The 21,164-nt window shown below is 68.2% G+C and carries 16 protein-coding genes; 6 read left to right on the top strand and 10 right to left on the bottom strand.

The features are described from left to right. Positions 1 to 5,268 (bottom strand): fatty acid synthase subunit beta domain-containing protein (locus MVA01S_RS11550; protein ID WP_159426315.1); only part of this gene is annotated, 5,268 nt, incomplete at its 3' end. Between the two features lie 911 nt (positions 5,269 to 6,179). Continuing rightward, on the bottom strand, positions 6,180 to 6,923 hold the full coding sequence (locus tag MVA01S_RS11555; RefSeq protein ID WP_003928292.1) for a MerR family transcriptional regulator: 744 nt from the start codon (positions 6,921 to 6,923) through the stop codon (positions 6,180 to 6,182). 324 nt (positions 6,924 to 7,247) lie between these two features. Between MVA01S_RS11555 and MVA01S_RS11560 the strand changes: the two genes are divergently transcribed. After that, positions 7,248 to 8,504 (top strand): MFS transporter, encoded by a 1,257-nt coding sequence (locus MVA01S_RS11560; protein WP_003928291.1) that lies wholly within the window; start codon positions 7,248 to 7,250, stop codon positions 8,502 to 8,504. 134 nt (positions 8,505 to 8,638) lie between these two features. Then, the gene (locus MVA01S_RS11565) at positions 8,639 to 9,355 is read left to right on the top strand and encodes an IspD/TarI family cytidylyltransferase (RefSeq protein WP_003928290.1); all 717 of its coding nucleotides are present in this window, start codon (positions 8,639 to 8,641) and stop codon (positions 9,353 to 9,355) included. Here the strand turns inward: MVA01S_RS11565 and MVA01S_RS11570 are convergent. From MVA01S_RS11570 to MVA01S_RS11595, 6 genes are all read right to left on the bottom strand, one after another. Continuing rightward, positions 9,324 to 9,995 (bottom strand): IspD/TarI family cytidylyltransferase, encoded by a 672-nt coding sequence (locus MVA01S_RS11570; RefSeq protein ID WP_003928289.1) that lies wholly within the window; start codon positions 9,993 to 9,995, stop codon positions 9,324 to 9,326. The two genes, MVA01S_RS11565 and MVA01S_RS11570, sit on opposite strands and share 32 nt — an antisense overlap. Positions 9,996 to 10,015: 20 nt before the next feature. Then, on the bottom strand, positions 10,016 to 10,654 hold the full coding sequence (locus MVA01S_RS11575) for a hypothetical protein (protein ID WP_003928288.1): 639 nt from the start codon (positions 10,652 to 10,654) through the stop codon (positions 10,016 to 10,018). Next, positions 10,651 to 11,508: an Rv1363c family protein gene (locus MVA01S_RS11580; protein WP_003928287.1), complete on the bottom strand. Its 858-nt coding sequence runs from the start codon at positions 11,506 to 11,508 to the stop codon at positions 10,651 to 10,653. Before MVA01S_RS11580 ends, MVA01S_RS11575 begins: the two co-directional genes overlap by 4 nt. A 152-nt stretch (positions 11,509 to 11,660) precedes the next feature. Next, entirely contained in the window at positions 11,661 to 13,139 is a 1,479-nt protein-coding gene (locus MVA01S_RS11585; protein ID WP_040539701.1) for a FadD3 family acyl-CoA ligase, read from the bottom strand. Positions 13,140 to 13,185: 46 nt separating this feature from the next. Further along, positions 13,186 to 14,376 (bottom strand): amidohydrolase family protein, encoded by a 1,191-nt coding sequence (locus MVA01S_RS11590; RefSeq protein ID WP_003928285.1) that lies wholly within the window; start codon positions 14,374 to 14,376, stop codon positions 13,186 to 13,188. Between the two features lie 35 nt (positions 14,377 to 14,411). Beyond that, positions 14,412 to 16,010, bottom strand: a complete 1,599-nt coding sequence (locus tag MVA01S_RS11595) for an AMP-binding protein (RefSeq protein WP_003928284.1) — start codon at positions 16,008 to 16,010, stop codon at positions 14,412 to 14,414. 92 nt (positions 16,011 to 16,102) lie between these two features. Between MVA01S_RS11595 and MVA01S_RS11600 the strand changes: the two genes are divergently transcribed. Next, entirely contained in the window at positions 16,103 to 16,819 is a 717-nt protein-coding gene (locus MVA01S_RS11600) for an enoyl-CoA hydratase/isomerase family protein (RefSeq protein WP_003928283.1), read from the top strand. A 3-nt stretch (positions 16,820 to 16,822) separates the two neighbouring features. Here the strand turns inward: MVA01S_RS11600 and MVA01S_RS11605 are convergent, their stop codons facing one another. Continuing rightward, the gene (locus tag MVA01S_RS11605; RefSeq protein ID WP_003928282.1) at positions 16,823 to 17,341 is read right to left on the bottom strand and encodes a VOC family protein; all 519 of its coding nucleotides are present in this window, start codon (positions 17,339 to 17,341) and stop codon (positions 16,823 to 16,825) included. Between the two features lie 84 nt (positions 17,342 to 17,425). Between MVA01S_RS11605 and MVA01S_RS11610 the strand changes: the two genes are divergently transcribed. Further along, entirely contained in the window at positions 17,426 to 17,866 is a 441-nt protein-coding gene (locus tag MVA01S_RS11610; protein WP_003928281.1) for a Zn-ribbon domain-containing OB-fold protein, read from the top strand. Between the two features lie 11 nt (positions 17,867 to 17,877). Beyond that, complete coding sequence (locus tag MVA01S_RS11615) at positions 17,878 to 19,032, top strand: thiolase family protein (RefSeq protein ID WP_003928280.1); 1,155 nt, start codon at positions 17,878 to 17,880, stop codon at positions 19,030 to 19,032. 40 nt (positions 19,033 to 19,072) lie between these two features. On the opposite strand, the gene MVA01S_RS11620 is transcribed toward MVA01S_RS11615, so the two are convergent. Continuing rightward, positions 19,073 to 19,699, bottom strand: a complete 627-nt coding sequence (locus MVA01S_RS11620; RefSeq protein WP_003928279.1) for a TetR/AcrR family transcriptional regulator — start codon at positions 19,697 to 19,699, stop codon at positions 19,073 to 19,075. A gap of 178 nt (positions 19,700 to 19,877) precedes the next feature. Between MVA01S_RS11620 and MVA01S_RS11625 the strand changes: the two genes are divergently transcribed. Then, positions 19,878 to 21,158: a cytochrome P450 gene (locus tag MVA01S_RS11625; protein WP_003928278.1), complete on the top strand. Its 1,281-nt coding sequence runs from the start codon at positions 19,878 to 19,880 to the stop codon at positions 21,156 to 21,158. Positions 21,159 to 21,164: the final 6 nt, after the last annotated feature.

Consider the following 21,164-nt stretch of genomic DNA (forward strand, 5'->3'; position numbering starts at 1 on the left):
CGGCGCCGAATCACCGGCGGGCTCGTCGAGGTCGGGCTCGGGATCGGTGTCGGTCGCGAACAGCACCGCGGCGTCCCGCTCGGCGTTGAGCACCTCGGTGGTGTTGTGCGAGTACTCCGGGAGCTTCAGCGTGTTGGCGGCCAGACCGGCGACCGTCGGCGCGTTCTTCACCCCGATCTCGACGAAGCGCTCCACACCGAGACCGCCCGCGGCCTCCTCGATGAACAGCAGGTCCTGGGTCTCGATCCAGCGCACCGGGCTGGCGAACTGCCAGGCCAGCAGCTCGATGACGAGCTTGCGGCACAACTCGTTCGGCCGCTCGTTCCGCCACGTGTCGTAGTCGGCGAGGATCTCGTCGAGCGGCTCGGCGGGCACCAGGTCGCGGATCTCCTGCACGAAGTCGCGATCCAGGGTGAACGGCCGGGGCACCAGGTTCGGGATGTAGCGCCCGACCAGCAGGTCGGGATCGTTGGGGTCGGGCATGACCCGCTCCAGCGCCCGACGGAAGTCCGCGACGCCGACCCGCAGCACGCTCGAGTGGAACGGCACGTCGATGCCCGGCACCAGGATGAACGAGCGCTTGCCGCCGGACAGCTCGCGGCGCTTCTCGACCTCGGCCTCCAGCGCTTCCAGACCGGCGACGGTGCCGGCGATCGCGTACTGCGAACCGCGCAGGTTGAAGTTCACGATCTCCAGGAATTCACCTGTGCGGTCCGAGATCTCGGCGATGAAGTCCTTGACGTCGGCATCGTCCAGGTCGATCTGCGAGGGCCGGATCGCCGCGAGCCGGTAGTTGGACCGGCCCTGCGCGTCGCGCGGCACGATGTCGTGCATCTTGGAGCCGCGGTGGAACACGACCTCCAGCAGCGCGGGCAGCTCGTAGACGCCGGACACACAGGCCAGCGCGGTGTACTCGCCGACCGAGTGACCGCAGGCGATCGCACCCTCGACGAACGCACCCTGTTCGCGCATCTCGGCGACCTGCGCGGCGGCCACCGTGGCCATCGCGACCTGGGTGAACTGCGTCAGGTACAGCACGCCTTCGGGGTGGTGGTAGTGCACGCCGGAGGCGATCAGGCTAGTCGGGTTGTCCCGCACCACGTGCAGCACCGAGAAGCCCAGGGTCTCGCGGGTGAACTTGTCGGCGGTGTCCCAGACCGCGCGGGCGGCCTTGGAGCGCGCGCGCACGTCCATGCCCATGCCCTTGGACTGGATGCCCTGTCCGGGGAAGGCGTAGACGGTCTTCGGCGCGGCCAGCTGCGCCGTCGCCGACATCACCAGCTCGCCGCCGACCTTGGCGGCCACCTCGACGATCTCGGCGCCCCGGTCGATACCCACACGGTCGACCCGGAATTCGATCTCGTCGCCGGGCAGCACCATCCCGAGGAAACGGGACGTCCAGCCCACCAGCCGGGCAGGCGGCGTGGCGCGGCCGTCGGTCGCGGTGACCGCGTGCTGCGCGGCGGCCGACAGCCACATGCCGTGCACGATGGGCATTTTCAGCCCGGCCAGCAGCGCGGCGGCGCGGTCGGTGTGGATCGGGTTGTGGTCACCGGAGACCACCGCGAACGCACTCATGTCGACGGGGGCGTTGACCACGACGTCGCGCCGGCGGCGACGCGGCGTGTCGGTCGCGTTGTCGGTGATCGCCCCGCCCGCGCGCGGCGGATCGGTGAGTTCGACAGCGCCGGTGCGGCCGCGGATCGCGAACCGCTCACCGAGGGTGGCCAGTACGGTGCCCTCGGAGTCGGCGATCGTCACGTCGACCGGCACGACCCGGCCGACCTCGGTGTCGACGGCAGCCGAAGCCGTTGCGCTGACGGTCAATTCGGACTTCGTCGCGGGCATCGTCGCGAGCAGGTGGGCGGCGTGGTCGAGGTGCACCAGGCTCAGCAGGCCCTCGACGACGGGGAATCCGTCGTCGGTCAGCGCCGAACCGACCGCAGCGAACACCGCGGGCCAGCACAGGCCGACGAGCGCATCGGGCACGAGCGTCAGGCCCGGCGCCAGCGGTGCGCCGAAGGTGGCGGTGACCCCGGTGTGGTCGGCGACCTTCTCCGGATCCCACTCGACCGACACCGTCGCGGTGCTGTTCTCCACCGCAGGAAGGGCGTCCGGCCCGTCCACGCCGGCGGCGATGGCCAGCACGGCACGCATCGCCGTGGAGGCGTCCTCGACGGTGACGATCGGCGCGCCGCCGTCGACGGTGGTCGCCGGCAGCGTGAAGCGGATGTCGATCCAGATGTCGGACAGCGGCACGCTCAGCGTGACACTTCCGTCCCCGGCCAACTCCAGGCGCGCACCGGTGTTGGGGTGCGTGGCGCTGGGCTTGCCCGGCACGTCGTTGACCTGCCATTCGCCCGGCGCCCCGATCCGGTGCACCGGGTTGACCGCGGTACGCCCCGCCCACAGCACGTCGGGCGAGTCGAGCACCACGGCCAGCGGGCCGGCGACGTCGGCGCGGGCCTGTCTGCGCGACACCACCGGAACCGGCTCGGCACCGGTTGCCAGGATGCGGTCGACGATCTCCTGCTCGAAACGGTCGAGCAGCTCACCGACCGGCTCGTCGACGCGGGTGATGCCCGCGACGGCCTGGGTGCCGGGGATGATGCAGACCTGGTCGGCGGTGTAGCGCGCGTCGTGGGCCTGCCACAGCGAGTCGCTGCGCCACCAGCGCCGCACGTCCTTGTCGATCACCGGCACGAAGTTGACCGGCTTGCCGGGCTTCTTGCACAGCGTCACGAAGAACGGCACGTCGGCGGGATGCAGCTTCACCGTCTCGGCGTCCGGGTAACGGGCCAGCAGCGCGGCGATCGCGGTGTCCGGATTGTCCAGCAGCGCTTGGCTTTCGGGGCCGGCCGCAAAGAGCGACTCGATGGGCCCGGAGTCCTTCTCGTGCAGGCGGGCCTCGGCGCGGGTGAGCATCTCCTCGAAGCGCTCGCGCCAGGTGTCGGCCAGCCACGGGCTACCCGGTGCGGCGGTGTCGGCGGTGCTGTCGCCGTCGCCGATCGCCAGTTCGACGTAGCGCTGCAGCCACTGCAGGTAGGTCATGTCGGCCACGTCGCCGAAGTACGGCTTGGCGGTGTCGGCCATCGCGGCGATGATCTCGTCGCGGCGCTCGGCGACGGCGTCGGCGTCGCCGGCCACCTCGTCGAGCAGGCGACCGCACCGTGACGCGGTGTTGTCGATCTCGTGGATGTCGGCGCCGAGCTGGCTGCGCCCGCTGGCCATGCCGCTGATGGCCTTGCCCGCGCCGACCCAGGTGTCGGTGCCGGTGGTGTCGACCAGCAACTGCTTGACCGCCGGGGAGGTGGTGGCCTCCAGTGTGGCCATCGCCGCGGTGCCGACCAGGATGCCGTCGACCGGCATCGCCGGGAATCCGTAGGTCTTGGCCCAGTCACCGGACAGGTACTCGGCGGCCCGCTCCGGGGTGCCGATCCCGCCGCCGACGCAGATCGTGATGTTCGAGTGCTTACGCAGGTCGCCGTAGGTGCTCAGCAGCAGGTCGTCGAGGTCCTCCCACGAATGGTGACCACCGGCGCGGCCGCCCTCGACGTGGACGATCACGTCACGGCCGGGGACCTCGGCCGCGATCTTGATGACCGACTTGATCTGGTCGACCGTGCCGGGCTTGAAGACGACGTTGCTGATGCCGACGGTGTGGAGCTCTTCGATCAGGTCGACGGCCTCTTCGAGGTCCGGGATGCCCGCGGTGACCACCACGCCGTCGATCGGCGCGCCGGACTGGCGCGCCTTCTGGACCAGGCGCTTGCCGCCCAGCTGCAGCTTCCACAGGTACGGGTCGAGGAACAGCGAGTTGAACTGCACCGCACGGCCCGGCTCCAACAGCTGGGTCAGCTCGGCGATACGCGCGTCGAAGATCTCCTCGGTGACCTGTCCGCCGCCGGCCAGCTCGGCCCAGTGGCCGGCGTTGGCCGCGGCAGCGACGATCTTGGCGTCCACGGTGGTCGGCGTCATGCCGGCCAGCAGGATCGGTGACCGGCCGGTGAGCCGGGTGAACTTGGTCGACGCCTTGACCGAACCGTCGGGCAGCGCGACCGGCTTCGGCGCGTAGCTCGACCAGGCGGGGGCCACCGCCGGCTCCGCGCCGACGGTGAACAGGCTGCGCTGGCCGGCACGGGTGGCGGCCGCGACGATGCCGATGCCGAGACCACGGATCACCGGCGCGGTCAGCCGCGTCACGGTGTCGCTGGGCCCCAGGTCGACGATCCACTTGGCGCCGGCCGCGGCCAGGCCCTCGACCTCGCTGACCCAGTCGACGGGCTTGACGAAGATCGTCTCGGTGAGTTCGCGGGTGAGCTCACGGTCCAGACCGGTGCGCGCCGCCCACTCGTTGACGAGGTCGATGCCACCCGCCAGCCGCGGGGTGTGGAAGCCGACCTCGACGTTGAGCTGGTTGAAGATCGGGCGGAAGATCGCGCCGCCGCGGGTCTTGTTCTTGCGCTCGGCCTCTTCCTTCTCGGTGATCTTCTCGCAGTACAGCTCGAACCGGGCGAGCTGCTCGGGGGTACCGGTGATGACCACCGAGCGCCTGCCGTTACGGATGGACAGCGCCGGCGGCAGCACGGTGCGGACGTCCTGGGCGAACTCGTCGAGCAGCTCGGCCATCCGGGCGGGGTCGACGTTGAGGACCGAGACCATCGGCGACCGGTCGCCGCGACCGACCATGCCGCAGCGCCGGGACACCAGCGAGCCCGCAGCACCGATCAGCTGACCGATGGCGAGCAGTTCGACGTCACGGGCGCCGCCGGCCTTGAGCGACTCCACCGCGGTGACGCCCTGGGAGTGGCCGGCGATGGCCACCGGCGGATGGGCATCGAGATCGAGGCCCTGTCGCTTGAGCGCCCGCTGGGCGGCCATCTGGGTGAGCAGGATGCCGGGGCCCGAGATCGCGGCCGTGGTGAGGTCCTTGGCGGCCGGCAGCGGCTCATCGGCGGCCAGCGCACGGATCCACTTCATCGGCTCGAAGCCGATGGGCCGGACCACGACCAGCTCGCGTGCCAGGGGCTCGAGCATCAGTTCGGCTTCGGCGACCAGCTGGCTGATCTCGGACTCGATGCCGGCGGAGTTGACGAGTTCCTCGAGGTTCTCCAACCACGGACCGCCCTGACCGCCGAACGCGACGGCATACGGCTCGCCGGCGTGCAGGCGATCGACGAGTGCGTGCGTACCCGACAAGGGTTCGAAGTCCTGGCCTGTCCGGCTGTCGGAGCCGGCGGCGGCACGGTGCTGGTCGTTGATCGTCACGTCTTGTGTTCTCCTCAGTACTTCAATCGCGCTGCGATCGCGTGGTCACGGTCGTCTCGGGCTGGTGGGCTCGTCGTGGGTGGTCGGCACTGCCTGTGTGCGGCCACTGCGATTCGGCGTCGAATCCGGCTCGTCGTCCGCTGCGCTCAGCGACATGCGTGAGCAGCCGCAGTCGGACACTTCAGCCGTACTAAGAGTGTCATAAGAGACTGGGCCAGTTTCTCGCCTCGAATGGTTACTGGCGAGTTCTACGCACCGGTAACAGTGGGCTACATAACGCGAGCCCGGAACCGCCCCGAGGTTATCCGTGACAAACGTCCTGCATGCGGGTGGTTACGCCTGAGTAGGGTAGAAGCGCAGTTCAAAGCAGCATTGTTACCAAATCGTTATCTGAAAATTCTCGTTCGCACCAGGTGTCGCCTGCGGGCGCGCAGAGACGACAAGATCGTCGAAACTGTGCGGTCAATTTTTCGCTTCGAGGATACAAGTTTGCTGCAATACCCTACCGGTGGGTAAGTACGTGGCGGTTCAGTCCCCATGCCCGTACCGCGACGTGAGGGCATGGTCGATGTGGACGCCGACTCCGACCACCACGCTGATCGATATCGACCAGGGTGCGGGATGCCCCGACGGATGGGCGACGCGACCGGGCGAGCCCGAATTGTGTTGTCAGAAGCAGCACTCGTGCCCACGCCGGCGGGCACCGCGTCCCCTGGCGCTTCTACTGCCCGAAGGTCGGCACGTTGACGATCGACGCGTGAATCGCGGTGCCGACGGGCCCACCTGCCGCGACAGGTGACTGCCGGCCGCGCTGGGCGTCCCGAACACCCGCCGGCTCGCCGGGTAGCCAGAGCGCGGTCACGCCTTGCCGAACACCGGCCCGACGCACCCGGGCTCAGCGGCGACCCGACTCAATCGGGGCGACCCGGCTCCCAGGCGCCGCTGATCATGATCCCGGTGGTGTACTCGGAGGCCGAGGCGACCATGTGGCGCCGCGCGGCCTGATCGAAGCGGGTCAGCATCACCTTCTCCCCCAGCAGCCGGTAGTCCTGCAGCGTCTGCCGGATCTCGTCCACCTCGTGCGGGCGGGGAAGATAGTCGGCCCCGACCCGCTCCCGGTAGAACTCCTCGAGGCTGGCGGCGAACGCCGCGGCCAGCTGCTCCACCGAGCCCTCGGTGGATTCGACGAACCGCAGCAGGGCTCGCACGCAGAGACCGGGGTCCGGTGCACGCGCGAGGATGTCCGCGGCCACCGCGTCGATCATCACCACCTCGCCGCCCTCGACCGCGGCCAGCCCATAGGCCGCCAGCTTGCGGGCCTCTTCCCCATCGGCGTCGATCGCCACGGCGGCCGGGTTGGTCGACTGCGGCTCCGCATTCGCCTCACCCAGGACCGCCTGTTGCAGCCCGAGGATGTCCGCGAGGTCCGTGCCCTGGCGCATGCTGGCGAAGAACTCGGCGATGTGCGCCGAGTTGTAGCCCTTCCGCAGCAGCTGGCTGATGGTGTTGAGCTGAGACAGGTGATAGTCGTCGTACAGCGCCGACCGCCCGACCCGCCGCGGCGGATCCAGCAACCCCCGCTCGCGGTAGGCGCGGATGTTCCGGGCACTGATGCCGGACTCTTGAGCCAGATCTTCCAGCCGATACTCAGTCACGCGTCCACGGCCCCCCATACGGTGCGGCGGACTGGTCCCCGCTGCATGGCTCCACTGTAACCACAGAATCGGCAGCACGAGCGAATTACAGTTCTCGTCACGGGTAAGTCCTGCGCCACCGATCGCAGGGCCGCTATCTGGGCAAATAGTGCACAGTGTGAAATTTACGCGCAGGTGTTTGCATTTTCAGCCAACTCCGATCCCACCGATCGCGGCGACCGCGTCGCACGCCGGTTCGCGTCTCGGCGGCGGGTACGGGAGGATGGCAGGGGTCTGCCAGTTCGGAGCAGACATTAAGACAAAGGTGATTCCAGGGAGGGCAGCGTGCGTCCCTGGATCGTGTGGGCCACCGGGGTGCTCGCCTACATCGTCGCCGTCCTGGACCGCACCACCCTCGGGGTCTCGGGTCTGGCCGCCGCCGACCGTTTCTCGGCGGGTCCCAGCCTGCTGTCGTCCTTCGTCGTGCTGCAGGTCGTGGTCTACGCGGGCGCCCAGATCCCGGCCGGTCTGCTGCTCGACCGCTTCGGCTCCCGGGTGATGATCGCCTCCGGCGCCGCACTGATGGCATCGGGCCAGCTGGCGCTGGCCTTCACCGAATCCCTGCCGGTGGCGATCGCGGCCCGGGCCGTCGTCGGACTCGGGGACGCGATGACGTTCATCTCCGTGCTGCGGCTCGTCCCCCTCTGGTTCGCGCCCCGCCGGATTCCGCTCGTCGCGCAGCTGACCGGCATCGTCGGCCAGCTCGGCCAGGTGTTGTCCGCGCTGCCGTTCCTGGCGCTGCTCTCGGCCTCGGGGTGGTCGGTCGCCTACGCCTCGGCCGCGGCCCTGGGCGTGTTGTCGTTCGTGCTGACGCTGGCGGTCATCCGCAACACCCCGGACGGTGCGGCGACCACCCCGGAGACCATGTCGGTCGGCGAGACCCTCCAGAGCGTCAAGACGGTGTGGCTGCGCCCGGGCACCCGGCTGGGGTTCTTCACCCACATGGGCACGCAGTTCTCGATCACGGTGTTCGCGCTGATGTGGGGGTTGCCCTACCTGACCGAAGCCCAGGGGTTGTCGCCGGGAATGGCAGGTGGGTTGCTGAGCTTGTCGGTGGTGTCCGCGATCGGCTGCGGAGTGCTGATCGGAGTTCTCACCGGGCGCTACCCGCACCGCCGATCGCGGATGGTGCTGATCATCATCGTCAGCAACGCCATGGCCTGGTCGGCGGTGCTCGCCCTGCCGGGCCCGGCCCCGCTGTGGCTGCTGACCGTGCTGGTCGTGGTGATCTCCGTCGGCGGCCCTGGCTCCATGGTCGGATTCGACTTCGCCCGGACCTTCAACTCCGGCGCCACCCTGGGCACCGCGCAGGGCATGGTCAACATGGGCGGGTTCATCGCGTCGCTGCTGTTGATGCAGGCGATGGGTCTGGTCATGCAAGCCGCGGGCGGCATCTCGTTCGACTCGTTCCGCGTGGCCTGGACGCTGCAGTATCTCGTGTGGGCGCTCGCGGTGGTGGGCATCCTGGTCACCCGGCGCAAAGCCCGCCGCCTGATGCGCGAAGACGACGAACGGATGCTGCTGGAAGGCATCGACACCTAACCGCGCCGACCGCCACGAAAAGCGCCGTGGTCAGGCCACATCCGGTGCGTCGGCACACTCGGCACGCGCTGATAGCGACCCACGGCTGTCCCCTCTCAGACCTGGGGCGAAGGCCCCCACGATAAGGTTCGCCCATGGACGCGGTCGGTGTGGTGTTGGCCGCGGGTCTGGGCACCCGGGTCGGCGCCGACGGCAACAAGGCCTACCTGCCGCTGGCGGGGCGCAGCATGCTGGCGTGGTCGCTGGACACCCTGATCGGGCTGCCCGGTATCGCACGCGTGATTCTCGTCTACCGTCAGGGCGAGTCCTCGCTCGCGCGGGACACGTTGGTCAACGAGATCGACAGCAGTGCAATCGAATTCGTCGAAGGTGGGGAAACCAGACACGCGTCGGAGACCAATGTGGTGCGGTACCTGGCCGACGACATCGAGTCCGGCGCCGTGGACGTCGTGGCCGTTCACGATGCCGCCCGCCCGCTCGCCGGACCCGACATGTTCGTCGAGGCGATCACGCTGGCCCGGCGGTTCGGTGGCGCCCTGCCCGCCCTGCCCATCCGGGATCTGGCCCGGGCCGGCGATACCGGTCTGGAACCGCTGCCGCAGGGCCGGGAGCTGGTCCGGGTTCAGACCCCGCAAGCCTTCCGCGCACGGGATCTGTTGCACGCCTACCGCTGCGCCGAACGTGACGGATTCGAGGGCACCGACACGTCCTCGTGCATCGAGCGCTACACCGGGATCGAGGTCCGGACGTTCCCCGGCCGGGCCGAGAACCTCAAAGTCACCTACCCGCGTGACGTCGCGGTGGCCCACCACCTGCTGATCAGTGCGGAGGGTGCTGCCGGCCCTCGATGAGCGCGGCCAGGAAGGCGGCGTCGACGGGCAGCTCGAATCTCATGGTGTCGATCGCGCCGTCGACCAGCGTCGGGGTCGTTCCGTCCGCCAGCACGGCCGCCAGCTCGTCGAACGAGCCGTCCGCGTCGCCGTCGAGCAACCGGTTCAGCACCGCCGAGTCGAAGCCACGTGGGTACTGCACGGTGCGCAACGCGGATCGATCCAGCGTCGCGGTCACCGCGCCCCGATCGTCGACGGCCTTCACGCTGTCGGTCACCGGCCGCGTCGGCCACACCACCGCGGCACCGTCGCGCACCGCTGCCACGACAGCGTCGACTGTGGTTTCGGCGAAAAGCGGCCAGGCCACGTCGTGCAAAAGCACCGGGCCGGCGGGCAGCTCGGCCAGACCGGCCGCGATGCACTGCGCCCGGGTGCCGGGCGAGTCGGCAACCACCACGCGGACGTCGGGAAAACGCTGTCCGGCCAGGGCGTCGCGGATGTCGCCGGTCAACGGGGCGGCCGCCGCGACCACGACCTCCCCCGCGTCCGCCAGCCCCCCGACGATCCGGACCAGAGGGCTGGCACCGGCCACCGGCATGAACACGGCGTCGCGGCGCTGGGCGAAGCTTCCGGGGAGTGGCAGGAGCGCCGGCACGGTCACGGCGTCCGAGGCTATACCTGTCAGACCGGGTCGAACGACTCGATCAGCCAGTTGCCGTCGACCTTCTTCAGGCCCACCTTCACACTGCTCGCGGCGAAGGCCCCGTCCGGGTTCTCCTTGCTCGTGGTGGTCTGGTTGATGAATACCAGCACCTCGGCGCTGTCCGGCTGGATCTCCGAGACCCCCGCCCGGACTACCGAAGCGGCGGTCTTGACCGACTTCTCCTTGGCCGCGGGTGTGACGATCTGTTCGGTGAACTGCGTGTAGTAAGAGAGGAAGTCACCCGTCAGCTTCGACTTGGCATTCGTGAAGTCCTGGTCGAGAGACTCCGGCGAGTACGACAGCAGCGCGACGGTGCCGGTCTTGGCGGCTTCGAGAGCGACCTGTGCGGCCGCGGGATCGGTCTGCTGGTCAGGTCGGTACTCGTTGAGGTAGAACCAGCCGGCCATTCCGGCGGAGGCGAGCAGCGCCACGGTCAGCAGGATCGCGCTGACCAGACCCAGCGTCGAACGACGCGGCGCCTTCGCAGCCTCAGCCATCACGGGCTCGTCCACGGCCTCGGCCGCCGCATCGTCGCCGGTGTCCTTGTCGGAGGCGAGGTCATCGCGTTCGTCAGAGCCGATCTCGGTCACATCTCCGGCGGGCTTGTCGTCGCTCACGGCACGAACTCGACTTTCGACATCTTGATCTGACCGTCCTCACGCTCCAGGCTCACGCTGAGCCGCCATGTGCGCGGCTCTTGGTTGGCGCCGGCTGTGTTGGTCACCCGTGACGATGCCGCGACGAGTACTTCGGCTGCGTCCTCAGACATCGACTCCACAGCCGTGGAGTTCACGTTCACCTCGGTGACAACCTTGGAATCTTGGGCGACCTTGACGAAATCCGCGGCCTGCATCTCGAAATCCGTTTTGAACTGGCCCGTCGAGTTGTCGATGATGCGCTGGACGTCCGCCTCGGCGTTGTTGAAGTCCAAGGACATCAGCGTCACCACACTTTGGCGGGCCGCCGCGACGTACTCGGCGTTCTGCTGGCGCAACTTCTCGGCCGCACGGTGTGTCCAGATCATGTAGCCGCTGGCACCCAGCAGGGCGATCGTGCACAACACCACGAAGCCGGCGACGACCGGCTTCCAGGTCGGGCGCCGAATGCGACGCTTGCGCGGACCGGTGTCGATGTCGGACGCATCGGCATCCTCGGCCGGCAGGTGTTCGCTGTCGGTGGTCGCGGGCGCCACAGTCTCAGACTCGACCGCATCGGCCTCGACCAAATCGGCCTCGACGGCCGCTTCCTGCTCGGCATCGATGTCACCGCCGAGGGTCTGCCTGCGCAACCGGGCTGCGCGGGCACGAGCCCGCGCGGCGGCAGCCAGGGCCTCCGCCTCAGCGGCTTCTGCTTCGGCTTCCTCGACGAGCGCGCGCGCCTTGTCGGGGTCCGTCGAGCTCTCAGGTTCCACGGTCGATTCATCGACGCGATCGGCGTCGATCACCGAGTCGCGGCGCCGGAAAGACGGCACACCGACCTCCTTGTCTGCACAGTCAATTGCACGATGGTCACTATGAGAATGTCGTTCTTCTGTTTGGAGTATCGCATTCACGATACGCCGGTGTCCGAGGTCCGGACAAAAGCATCGACTGCGAAAATACTGCTCGGAGGCTGTGCAGACGCTCAGCCCCGAAGCTCCTGCAGTCGGTCCTTCATCACCTTGCCGGTGGCGTTCAACGGCAACTCGTCGAGGAACTCTACATACCGCGGCACCTTGAAACCGGCCATTCGCTCGCGACACCACGCGATCACCTCGTCGGCGGTGAGTCCGCCGGCGCCAGGACCCGGCACCACGAAGGCTTTGCCGACCTGACCCAGGCGCTCGTCGGGCACCCCGATCACCGCGGCCTGCGCGACGGCGGGATGCTCCATCAGGAAGCCCTCGATCTCGGCGGGGTAGGCGTTGAAGCCGCCGACGATGTACATGTCCTTCTTGCGGCCCACGATCCGCAGGCGTCCGGCGCCGTCGAGGGTGCCCAGGTCGCCGGTGTGCAGCCAGCCGTCCGCATCGATCGTCTCGGCGGTCGCAACGGGGTCGTCGAGATAACCCTGCATCACCGTGTAGCCCCGCACCAGAACCTCGCCGTCGTCGGCGATGCGCATCTCGACACCATCGCAGGCCACCCCGGCGGTGGTGGCGATGTCCTCGAACGAGTCCCCCGGCCGCGACAGCGTCACGGTGCCCGCCTCGGTCAGGCCGTAGCCGGTCGCCAGGGTCTTGAACGGCAACTCCTCATGCACCCGGCGGATGAGTTCGACCGGGATGTCGGCCGCGCCTGTGACCCCCGCGCGTAACGTGGCCAGCTTCGACTTGTCGGCCACGCCCAGCAGTGAGTGATACAGCGTAGGGGGCCCGGGCAACATCGTGACCCGCTCTGCGGCAATGAGTTCCACGACGCGCTCCACGTCGAACACCGGCACCGGCAGCATGGTGGCGCCGCGGATGAACGACGCGATGAGTCCGGCCTTGTACCCGAAGGTGTGGAAGTACGGGTTGACCATCAGATAGCGGTCGCCCCGGCGCAGATCCGCCAGCTCACACCACTCTTCGTAGAGTCGCAGGTTCTGCCGATGGTTCATCATCACGCCCTTGGGGCGGCCGGTGGTGCCCGAGGTGTAGATGATGTCGGAGATGTCGTCGCCGTCGACGGGACGACTGAAATGCTTACCGCTGCTGAGGAAGTCGGACTTGAGGTCGATGACGGGCACCCCGGCCTGCTGCGCCGAGGGCAGCGTGTGGTCCAGCCCGAGGAAACCCTGCTGCACCAGCACGGCCCGAGCCCCGCTGCGGCTGATGATGTCGGCTGCCTCGTCCGCTTTGAAGCGGGTGTTGACCGGTACCAGTACGCCGCCGGCGGTCAGCAGCCCGAACGCAGCAATGATCCACTCGGCGCTGTTGGGCGCCCAGATCGCCGCCCGATCCCCCTTCTCGATCCCGAGTTCGGCGAACGCGCCTGCCGCACAACGAATTCGGTCGACAAGCTCGGCGAAGGACAGGCGCAGCGGACCGTCGACGACCGCTTCCGCGTCGCCGAACCGGTCCGCCGCGCCCGCGACCATCTCAGGGATGGTCGCCCAACGTTCGATTGCGCTACTGCTCATCGGGCTTGGAGCGCCCTTGATCGACGCAACGCGCGAGGTGTGTACGTCACGTCGTGACGAGACGTCCCAGGTTGCCACCCATGATCTTGGCCTGGTCCTCGACCGCGAGGTGCTCGAGCGCGGTGACGTAGTGCGTCGGCTCGGCCAGACCTTCAGGGTGCGGCCAGTCGGAGCCGTAGAGCACCTGGTCCACACCGATCAGGTTGATCAGGTCGTCGATGCCCTCCTCGTAGAACGGGCTGACGTAGATCCGGTTCTTGATCTCTTCCATCGGGTTGCCGAGGAAGGCTTCGGGCGCCTTCTTGTACACCTCGGCCATCGAGTCCAGAAGCGGGAACATCCATTTCGAGCCCGCCTCGACGATGCCCACCTTGAGTTTCGGGAAGCGGAACAGCGCGCCGTGAATCACCCAGGACGCCACTGCGTCCTGGATCGGGCGCCACTCGTTGAGGATCGACATCGCGTTGGTCTGGAACGGCAGCATCTCCTGCGCCGCACCGTCCCATTCGGAGGTGTAGCGCGAGTAGCCGCTGTCCGAGGAGTGCATGCCCACGAAGATGTCGTGGTGGACGACGCGCTCCCAGAACGGGTCGAACTCGGGCAGTGCGAACGAGCGCGGACCGCGGAAGCCGGGCACCGGTGCCGGGCGGATCAGGATGGCGCGGGCACCGCGCTTGACCGCCCACTCGAGCTCCTCGATCGCCTTCTCGACGATGGGCAGCGTGATCACCGGTGTGGTGAAGATGCGGCCCTGGTAGTTGAAGCCCCACACCTCGTGCAGCCACTCGTTGAGCGCGTGGATGATGACGTGGATGGCGACCGGATCGTCGGACAGTCGCTCCTCGATCAGGCTGGCCAGCGTCGGGAACATCAGCGAGCGCTGAATGCCGAGCTCATCCATCACCTTGATGCGCGGCTCGGGTTCGAAGAACGCCGGGATGGCCTTCATCGGCTCGCCGAACAGTTCGCGCTTGCTCTTGCCGTCGGGGTTGCCGAACTTGAAGTACTCCTCCCAAGCGCCCGGCTTCGCCACCACCGAGAAGGTGGGGTTGGGGATGTAGTTGCTGATCTGCCCCTTGAGGGCGATCTTGGTGCGCCCGTTGACCTCGACGTACTGGACGATGTCCTTGTACTCCTTGGGCAGGTACTTCGTCATCGCCTCTGGCGGCTCGTACAGGTGGTTGTCCGCATCGAACAGCGGGAACGGGATCTCCACCCGGTGCGACAGTTGTCCCATGAAAGACTCCTTTTCCTATCGAGAGAATCGTATTCTCATTTGCGGGAGGCCGCAACGGCCAACCCCTGCCCGGCGGCGACCTGCCGCCGGATCACGAATTTCTGCACCTTCCCGCTCGCGGTGCGAGGGAAGTCCTGCCCCTCGGGGACCCTGTGCAGCTCCTCGGGCCACTTCTGCGTCGCGACGCCGGCCCCGGCGAAGTGCGCGCGCATCTCGTCGAGGCTCGGCATCGCATGACCGTCGCGGATCCGCACCACCGCCGCCGCGTGCTCACCCAGTCGCAGGTCGGGCGCGGCGACCACGACCGCCTCGGCGACCGCGGGCATCGCCAGCAGCACCTCCTCGACCTCCAGCGCACTGATGTTCTCGCCACCGCGGATGATCACGTCGGACTTGCGGTCGGTGATGGTCAGGTAGCCGTCCTCATCGAGCACGCCGATGTCACCCGTGCGGTACCAGCCGTCCTCGTCGAACGCGGTCGCCGTCAGGTCGTCGTCGGTGTAGCCCAGACAGAGATCCGGCCCGCGACTGAAGATCTCACCGTCGTCCGCGAGCCGGATCTCCACACCGGGGCGGGGATCGCCGTCGGTGAAGAGGCGCTTGTCCGCAGGAGCGCTGGGGCGTGACCCGGTGATCGACGGATGCTCGGTGCTGCCGTAGGAGCGGAACACGAACATCCCGAGATCGCTGAGCCGCTGCGTCACGGCCGCGGGCACCGTCGAGCCGCCGAGGCCGACGGTTTTGAAGGAGCGCAGGTGTTCGGGCCGGCAGTCGGGGTGATCGAGCAGACTCGTCACGAAGTAGGGTGGCCCGCCGCCGACCGAGAGGCCCTCACCCTCGATGAGCTGCAGTACCCGGCCGGGATCCCAGACGTCGCACAGGTCGATCGGCGCTCCCTCGAGCACGGGGATCAGGAAGGCCCCGACCATGCCGATGAAGTGACCGACCGGGGTCGCGGTCAGCTGGCGTCCACGGTCGGCCGGGTAGTTCTCCAGCAACTGGCGCGTCTCGAAGCCCAGGGTCTGATGACTGTGGATCACCCCTTTCGGGTCCCGGGTGGTGCCCGAGGTGAACGCGATCAGCGCGGGGTTCGCCGGGTCGGCCGCCACCGTGCCGGTCAGCGGTTCGTCGGCCAGCAGCGCCTCGAACGGGAACTCGTTGGCCGCTCCCGAGCCCGCACCGTCGACCAGGCCCACCACCGGCACGTCGGCGCACAGGTCGGGCTGGAAGCGCATACGGCCGAACTCCGCCGTCGTCACGAAGACCCGCGGCCTGGCTGTGGACAGGATATGGGCGAGCTCCTTGCGGCCGTAGAAGTGCACGATCGGCACGATCACCGCCCCGAGGAAGGCCGACGCCCAGAACACGACGGCGGCCTCGCGCCAGTTCGGCAGCTGCAGCGCGACGACGTCACCGGGCCCGACGCCCCGGTCGGCCAGCCCTGCGGCCAGACGCCGGGCCTCGTGTTCCACGTCGCCGAACGTGCCCCGGTAGGGCCTGATCGACGAGTGCACGTAGAAGCCGGTCCCGCGACTGTCCGCCAGCCCTCGGGCCAGCAGGTCGCCGAGAGTGTCCCGGGTCCAGTAGCCCTCCTGCTCGTAGCGTCTGACGAGCTCAGCAGGAATCGTTCGCATGGCTGTGCGCCACCTTCCCATCCGCGCGGAGATGCCAGGCGATGGTATTCTCCTCCTGCGAGAATGCCAATACCGTGAACGGAGAACGCTTGATGGTCGACCTCGAAATCGACGACGGTCTGGCGGTCATCACCATCGATCGACCCCATGCGCGCAACGCGATCTCGTTGGAGACCATGGAGCAGCTCGACAAGGCGCTCGACGGTGCCACGGGTGCGGCCGCGCTGGCGTTGACCGGCGCCGGCGACAAGGCCTTCGTCTCCGGTGGCGACCTCAAGGAACTCAGCGCACTGCGCACCGAGGAGCAGGCTGCGGCGATGGCGTTCCGGATGCGGTCGATCTGCGACCGGATCGCCGGCTTCCCCGGCCCGGTGCTGGCGGCGCTCAACGGCCATGCCCTCGGCGGCGGCGCCGAGTTCGCCGTGGCGGCCGACATCCGGGTGGCCGCCGACGACATCAAGATCGGCTTCAACCAGGTCGCGCTGGCGATCATGCCCGCCTGGGGCGGGGCCGAACGGCTGGTTGAGCTGGTCGGCTACAGCAGGGCCCTGCTCATTGCGGGCACCGGGCGCATCCTGTCGGCCACCGACGCCGAACGCATCGGGCTGATCGACCAGGTGATACCCCGCGCCTCATTCGACGAGCAGTGGCGGTTGATCGCCCGCTCACTGGCCTCGGTTCCGGCCGGCGAGGTCAAACGTGTCATGCGCGGCGTCCCGACCACCGAGGCGGTCGCGGCCTTCGCGCGGCTGTGGGTCGCCGACGAGCACTGGACCGCGGCCGACAAGGTCATGAACAAGGGCAAGTAGCGGTCAGACGCCCATCTCGCGGACGGGATCGCGGCCGTCCCAGTCAGCCGCCGCGTCCCGTACCAACGCCGCCATCCCCCGGGTGGCCGCGTTGAGTTCCATGATCTCGATGACGGCTGCCGGGCTGTCGGGCGGCTCGACATAGGCGAACCGGGTGCCGACATCCTCTCCCCCACTCCACACGACGGGCCAGCCCGCCGCCGCGACCGCGCGCATCGTCGCATCGAAGTCCTCTGCCCAATAGGCCAATTGGTGAAAGCCCGGCCCCGAGGCGGCGAGGAACTCGGTGAAGATGCTCGGGGTGTCGTCGTCCTGGCAGATCAGTTCGACCTGCAGATCGCCGCTGTTGGCGAGCGCCAGCGACAGCGTGATCCCGCACGGCGCACCGCGGTAGGTCACCCGCTGCGGCATCCGCCGGATCACATGCCAGGGCCCGACTCCGAGGGCCACCCAATCGTCCAGAGCGCGGTCCAGATCGATGACGACGTAGCCGATCTGGCGGATGGGTCCGGGAAGGATCATGCGCGCACGGTAACAAGTCACCGGCAGCCCGGGAGGCGACTTTGACCGTCAGATTCTCTCTAGACGAGAACGTCATTTCCGATTATGGTCACTCCTGTGTCGACCACACAGCGCGCGCTTGCGCCCGAAATCTCCACCTGGCCGAATGACGATCCGCAGCTGATCGGCAGCTCCTGCGGCACCTGCGGGGCCACCACGTTCCCGGCGCAGCAGCGCTGCCCGAAGTGCAGCGGCGGCGAGATGTCCGACACGCTCCTTCCGCGGCGCGGCACGCTGATCGCGTGGACGACCCAGGGCTTCCCGCCCGGCGCGCCCTACAAGGGGCCGACCGGCAAGGACTTCGTCCCGTTCGGCGTCGGCCTGGTGCAGCTCGACGAGATGATTCGCGTCGAGGGTCGGCTCACCGAGAACGACCCGGCCAAACTGCAATTCGGCCAGGAGGTCGAGCTGACCATGATTCCGTTCACCTCCGACGAGGACGGCACCGAGGTCATCACCTTCGCATTCCAACCCGTCGAAAACTGAGGACAGCGACCATGACGAGCTCAGCCAACGACGTCGCGATCATCGGCGTCGGCCTGCATCCGTTCGGCCGGTTCGACAAGACCGCGATGCAGATGGGCGCCGAGGCCATCCAGTCCGCCCTGACCGACGCCGGCGTGGAGTGGAAGGACATCCAGTTCGGCTTCGGCGGCAGCTACGAGGTGTCCAATCCCGACGCCGTCACCCGCCTGGTCGGCCTGACCGGTATCACGTTCACCAACGTGTTCAACGCGTGTGCCACCGCGGCCTCGGCGATCCAGCAGACCGCCGACACGATCCGCCTCGGCAAGTACGACATCGGCATCGCGATCGGGCTGGACAAGCACCCGCGCGGCGCCTTCACCGACGACCCCGCCAAACTCGCGCTCCCCCAGTGGTATGCCGAGAACGGCCAGTTCGTCACCACCAAGTTCTTCGGCATGAAGGCCAACCACTACCTGCACAAGCACAGCATCTCCGAGGAGACGCTGGCGCGGGTGGCCAACAAGAACTTCCGCAATGGCGAGAAGAACCCGAATGCGTTCCGGCGCAAGGAGATCTCCGTCGAGGAGATCATGGCCTCGCCGGTGTTGAACTACCCGCTGCGGCAGTACATGTTCTGCGCCCCCGACGAGGGCGCCGCGGCGGTCATCATGTGCCGCGCCGATATCGCCCACAAGTTCACCGACAAGCCGGTGTTCGTGCGTGCCAGCGAGATTCGGACCCGTACCTTCGGCGCCTACGAGGTGCACGCGACCTCGGCGCCGCTGGACGAGGATCCCTCGCCGACGGTGTACGCCGCCAAGGCCGCCTACGAGGCCGCAGGCATCGGCCCCGAGGACGTCGACATCGCCCAGCTGCAGGACACCGACGCCGGCGCCGAGGTGATCCACATGGCCGAGACGGGCCTGTGCGCCGACGGGGAACAGGAGAAACTGCTGGCCGACGGCGCAACCGAGATCGGCGGCAGCATCCCGGTCAACACCGACGGCGGGCTGATCGCCAATGGCGAGCCCATCGGCGCGTCCGGGCTGCGTCAGGTTCACGAGTTGGTGCGTCAGCTCCGCGGTGAGGCAGGAGACCGGCAGGTGCCGGGAAATCCTCGCGTCGGGCTGGCCCAGGTGTACGGCGCCCCGGGCACGGCCTCGGCAACGATCCTGTCGCTCTGAGGTTTTCACCCCTGCAGCGATGGGGAGCCGATGGCCGTTGCTACCTGTCCCCCGACGCGTCCAGGGAGACGGGCAGGTCCGGTGGCGGGTCGCCTTCGAGGCGCCGGATCCAGCCCTCGCAGAAGGCGAACGTCTCCGCGTGACCGGTGTCCATCCCGAGCGCACGCTCCATCACCAACGCCTGCGACACGCTGGTGGCGAACACCGTCCACACCACCGGCGGCACATCGGCCGAGTCCATGCCGTAGCGCGCCAGCGCATCGGCGATGGCGCGGTTCTGCTCCTGCCTGAAGCGCTCGGCGTAGTAGACGATCTCCGCACGCAATGCCTTGCGGTGGTTGGCCAGACCCATGAACTCCATCGTCAGCCGCGTCGCCTCGGGAGCGGTGCTGAACCGCCACAGCGCCCACAGCGGCTGCGGGGACTGCAGCGCGGTGGACAACAGCGCCAGCCCTTCTTCGGCCCTGCGGTGAAAGACCGCCAGGAAGAGGTCCTCCATGGTGCGGAAGTAGTAGTGCACCAACTGGGGTTTGAGCCCCGCCTTGTCGGCCACCCGACGGGAGGTCACCGCGGCGTAGCCCTCCTCGATGAGCAGTTGTTCGGCTGCATCGAGCAGTACCCCCCGGTTCTTCGCGTCCGGCGCCCCGATTCGTCGCGCCGTTGCCATCGCTCCCACCTCCGTCGTCGTGCCCTCAAGCGTGACACCAGCGGCGACCCGCCGGCATGCAGATCGCCACATCCCGCAAGCGCGCCGATCTTGACCCTAGCTCCGACCCCATGCTAAGCAGGTGCTCAGCAATTCTCGCAATCACGAACAGACCCGCCAGCCCCGGGAGGCCTCGGACATGACTGACTTCGACACGATCGACTACTTCACAGATCCGTCCCTGGTGCCCGATCCCCACCCGTACTTCGACCACCTGCGCAGCAAGTGCCCGGTGGTCCAGGAGCCGAACTACGGCGTGTTGGCGGTCACCGGCTACGAGGAGGCCGCGACGGTCCTCAAGGACTCGGACACCTTCTCGTCCTGCATCGCCGTGGCTGGACCCTTCCCGCCGCTGCCGTTCACTCCCGAGGGCGACGACATCACCGACCAGATCACCGCGCACCGGCAGCAGATGCCGCTGTTCGAGCACATGGTCACCATGGATCCGCCCGACCACACCAACGCCCGCTCCCTGCTCAACCGGCTGCTGACACCCAGCCGGCTCAAGGAGAACGAGGACTTCATGTGGCGGCTGGCCGACGAGGTGCTGGACGACTTCGTCGCCGCCGGTCGGTGCGAGTTCCTCACCGCCTACGCAAAACCGTTCTCGCTGTTGGTGATCGCCGACATGCTGGGTGTCCCCGAGGCCGACCACGAAGAGTTCCGCACGGTGCTGGGCGCGCCGCGCCCCGGCGCCAACGTCGGCTCGCTCGATCACAGCGACCTGGTCAGCGCCAATCCGCTCGAATGGCTCGACGAGAAGTTCATCGGCTACCTGGAGGACCGCCGCAAGGAGCCCCGCGACGACGTGCTGACCGCGCTGGCGACGGCCAAGTACCCGGACGGTTCGACCCCGCCGGTGATCGAGGTGGTCCGGTCGGCAACCTTCCTGTTCGCGGCCGGCCAGGAGACCACCACCAAGTTGCTCACCGCCTCGCTGCGGGTGCTCGGCGACCACCCCGAGGTCCAGGATCGGCTGCGCCGCGACCGGAGCCGCATCCCCGTGTTCGTCGAGGAGGCGCTGCGGATGGACGCTCCGGTCAAGAGCCAGTTCCGGCTGGCCAAGAAGAACACCAAGGTCGGCGACATCGACGTACCGGCGGGCACGACCATGATGGTCTGTCCGGGCGCGGTCAACCGCGACCCGAACCGCTTCGAGCATCCACACGAATTCGACCTGGACCGCAAGAACGTCCGCGAGCACATCGCGTTCGGCCGTGGCGTGCACTCGTGCCCGGGCGGGCCGCTGGCACGCGTGGAGGGCCGGGTCTCGATCGAACGGATTCTGGACCGGATGGGCGACATCGCGATCGACGAGGAGCTGCACGGACCGCCGGGAGCGCGCCACTACAACTACGAGCCGACGTTCATCCTGCGCGGACTCACCGAGCTGAACATCACGTTCGACCCGATTCGCTGAGCAGAC

The organism is Mycolicibacterium vaccae NBRC 14118 = CIP 105934 (assembly GCF_001552715.1).
GTDB classification, from domain to species: Bacteria; Actinomycetota; Actinomycetes; order Mycobacteriales; family Mycobacteriaceae; genus Mycobacterium; species Mycobacterium vaccae.

Bases quoted from the DNA above. Each gene is read 5' to 3' on its own strand.
- MVA01S_RS11565 (WP_003928290.1), top strand. From the start codon at position 8,639: ATGGACGCGGTCGGTGTGGTGTTGGCCGCGGGTCTGGGCACCCGGGTC.
- MVA01S_RS11585 (WP_040539701.1), bottom strand. From the start codon at position 13,139: ATGAGCAGTAGCGCAATCGAACGTTGGGCGACCATCCCTGAGATGGTC.
- MVA01S_RS11590 (WP_003928285.1), bottom strand. From the start codon at position 14,376: ATGGGACAACTGTCGCACCGGGTGGAGATCCCGTTCCCGCTGTTCGAT.
- MVA01S_RS11595 (WP_003928284.1), bottom strand. From the start codon at position 16,010: ATGCGAACGATTCCTGCTGAGCTCGTCAGACGCTACGAGCAGGAGGGC.
- MVA01S_RS11600 (WP_003928283.1), top strand. From the start codon at position 16,103: ATGGTCGACCTCGAAATCGACGACGGTCTGGCGGTCATCACCATCGAT.
- MVA01S_RS11605 (WP_003928282.1), bottom strand. From the start codon at position 17,341: ATGATCCTTCCCGGACCCATCCGCCAGATCGGCTACGTCGTCATCGAT.
- MVA01S_RS11610 (WP_003928281.1), top strand. From the start codon at position 17,426: ATGGTCACTCCTGTGTCGACCACACAGCGCGCGCTTGCGCCCGAAATC.
- MVA01S_RS11615 (WP_003928280.1), top strand. From the start codon at position 17,878: ATGACGAGCTCAGCCAACGACGTCGCGATCATCGGCGTCGGCCTGCAT.
- MVA01S_RS11620 (WP_003928279.1), bottom strand. From the start codon at position 19,699: ATGGCAACGGCGCGACGAATCGGGGCGCCGGACGCGAAGAACCGGGGG.
- MVA01S_RS11625 (WP_003928278.1), top strand. From the start codon at position 19,878: ATGACTGACTTCGACACGATCGACTACTTCACAGATCCGTCCCTGGTG.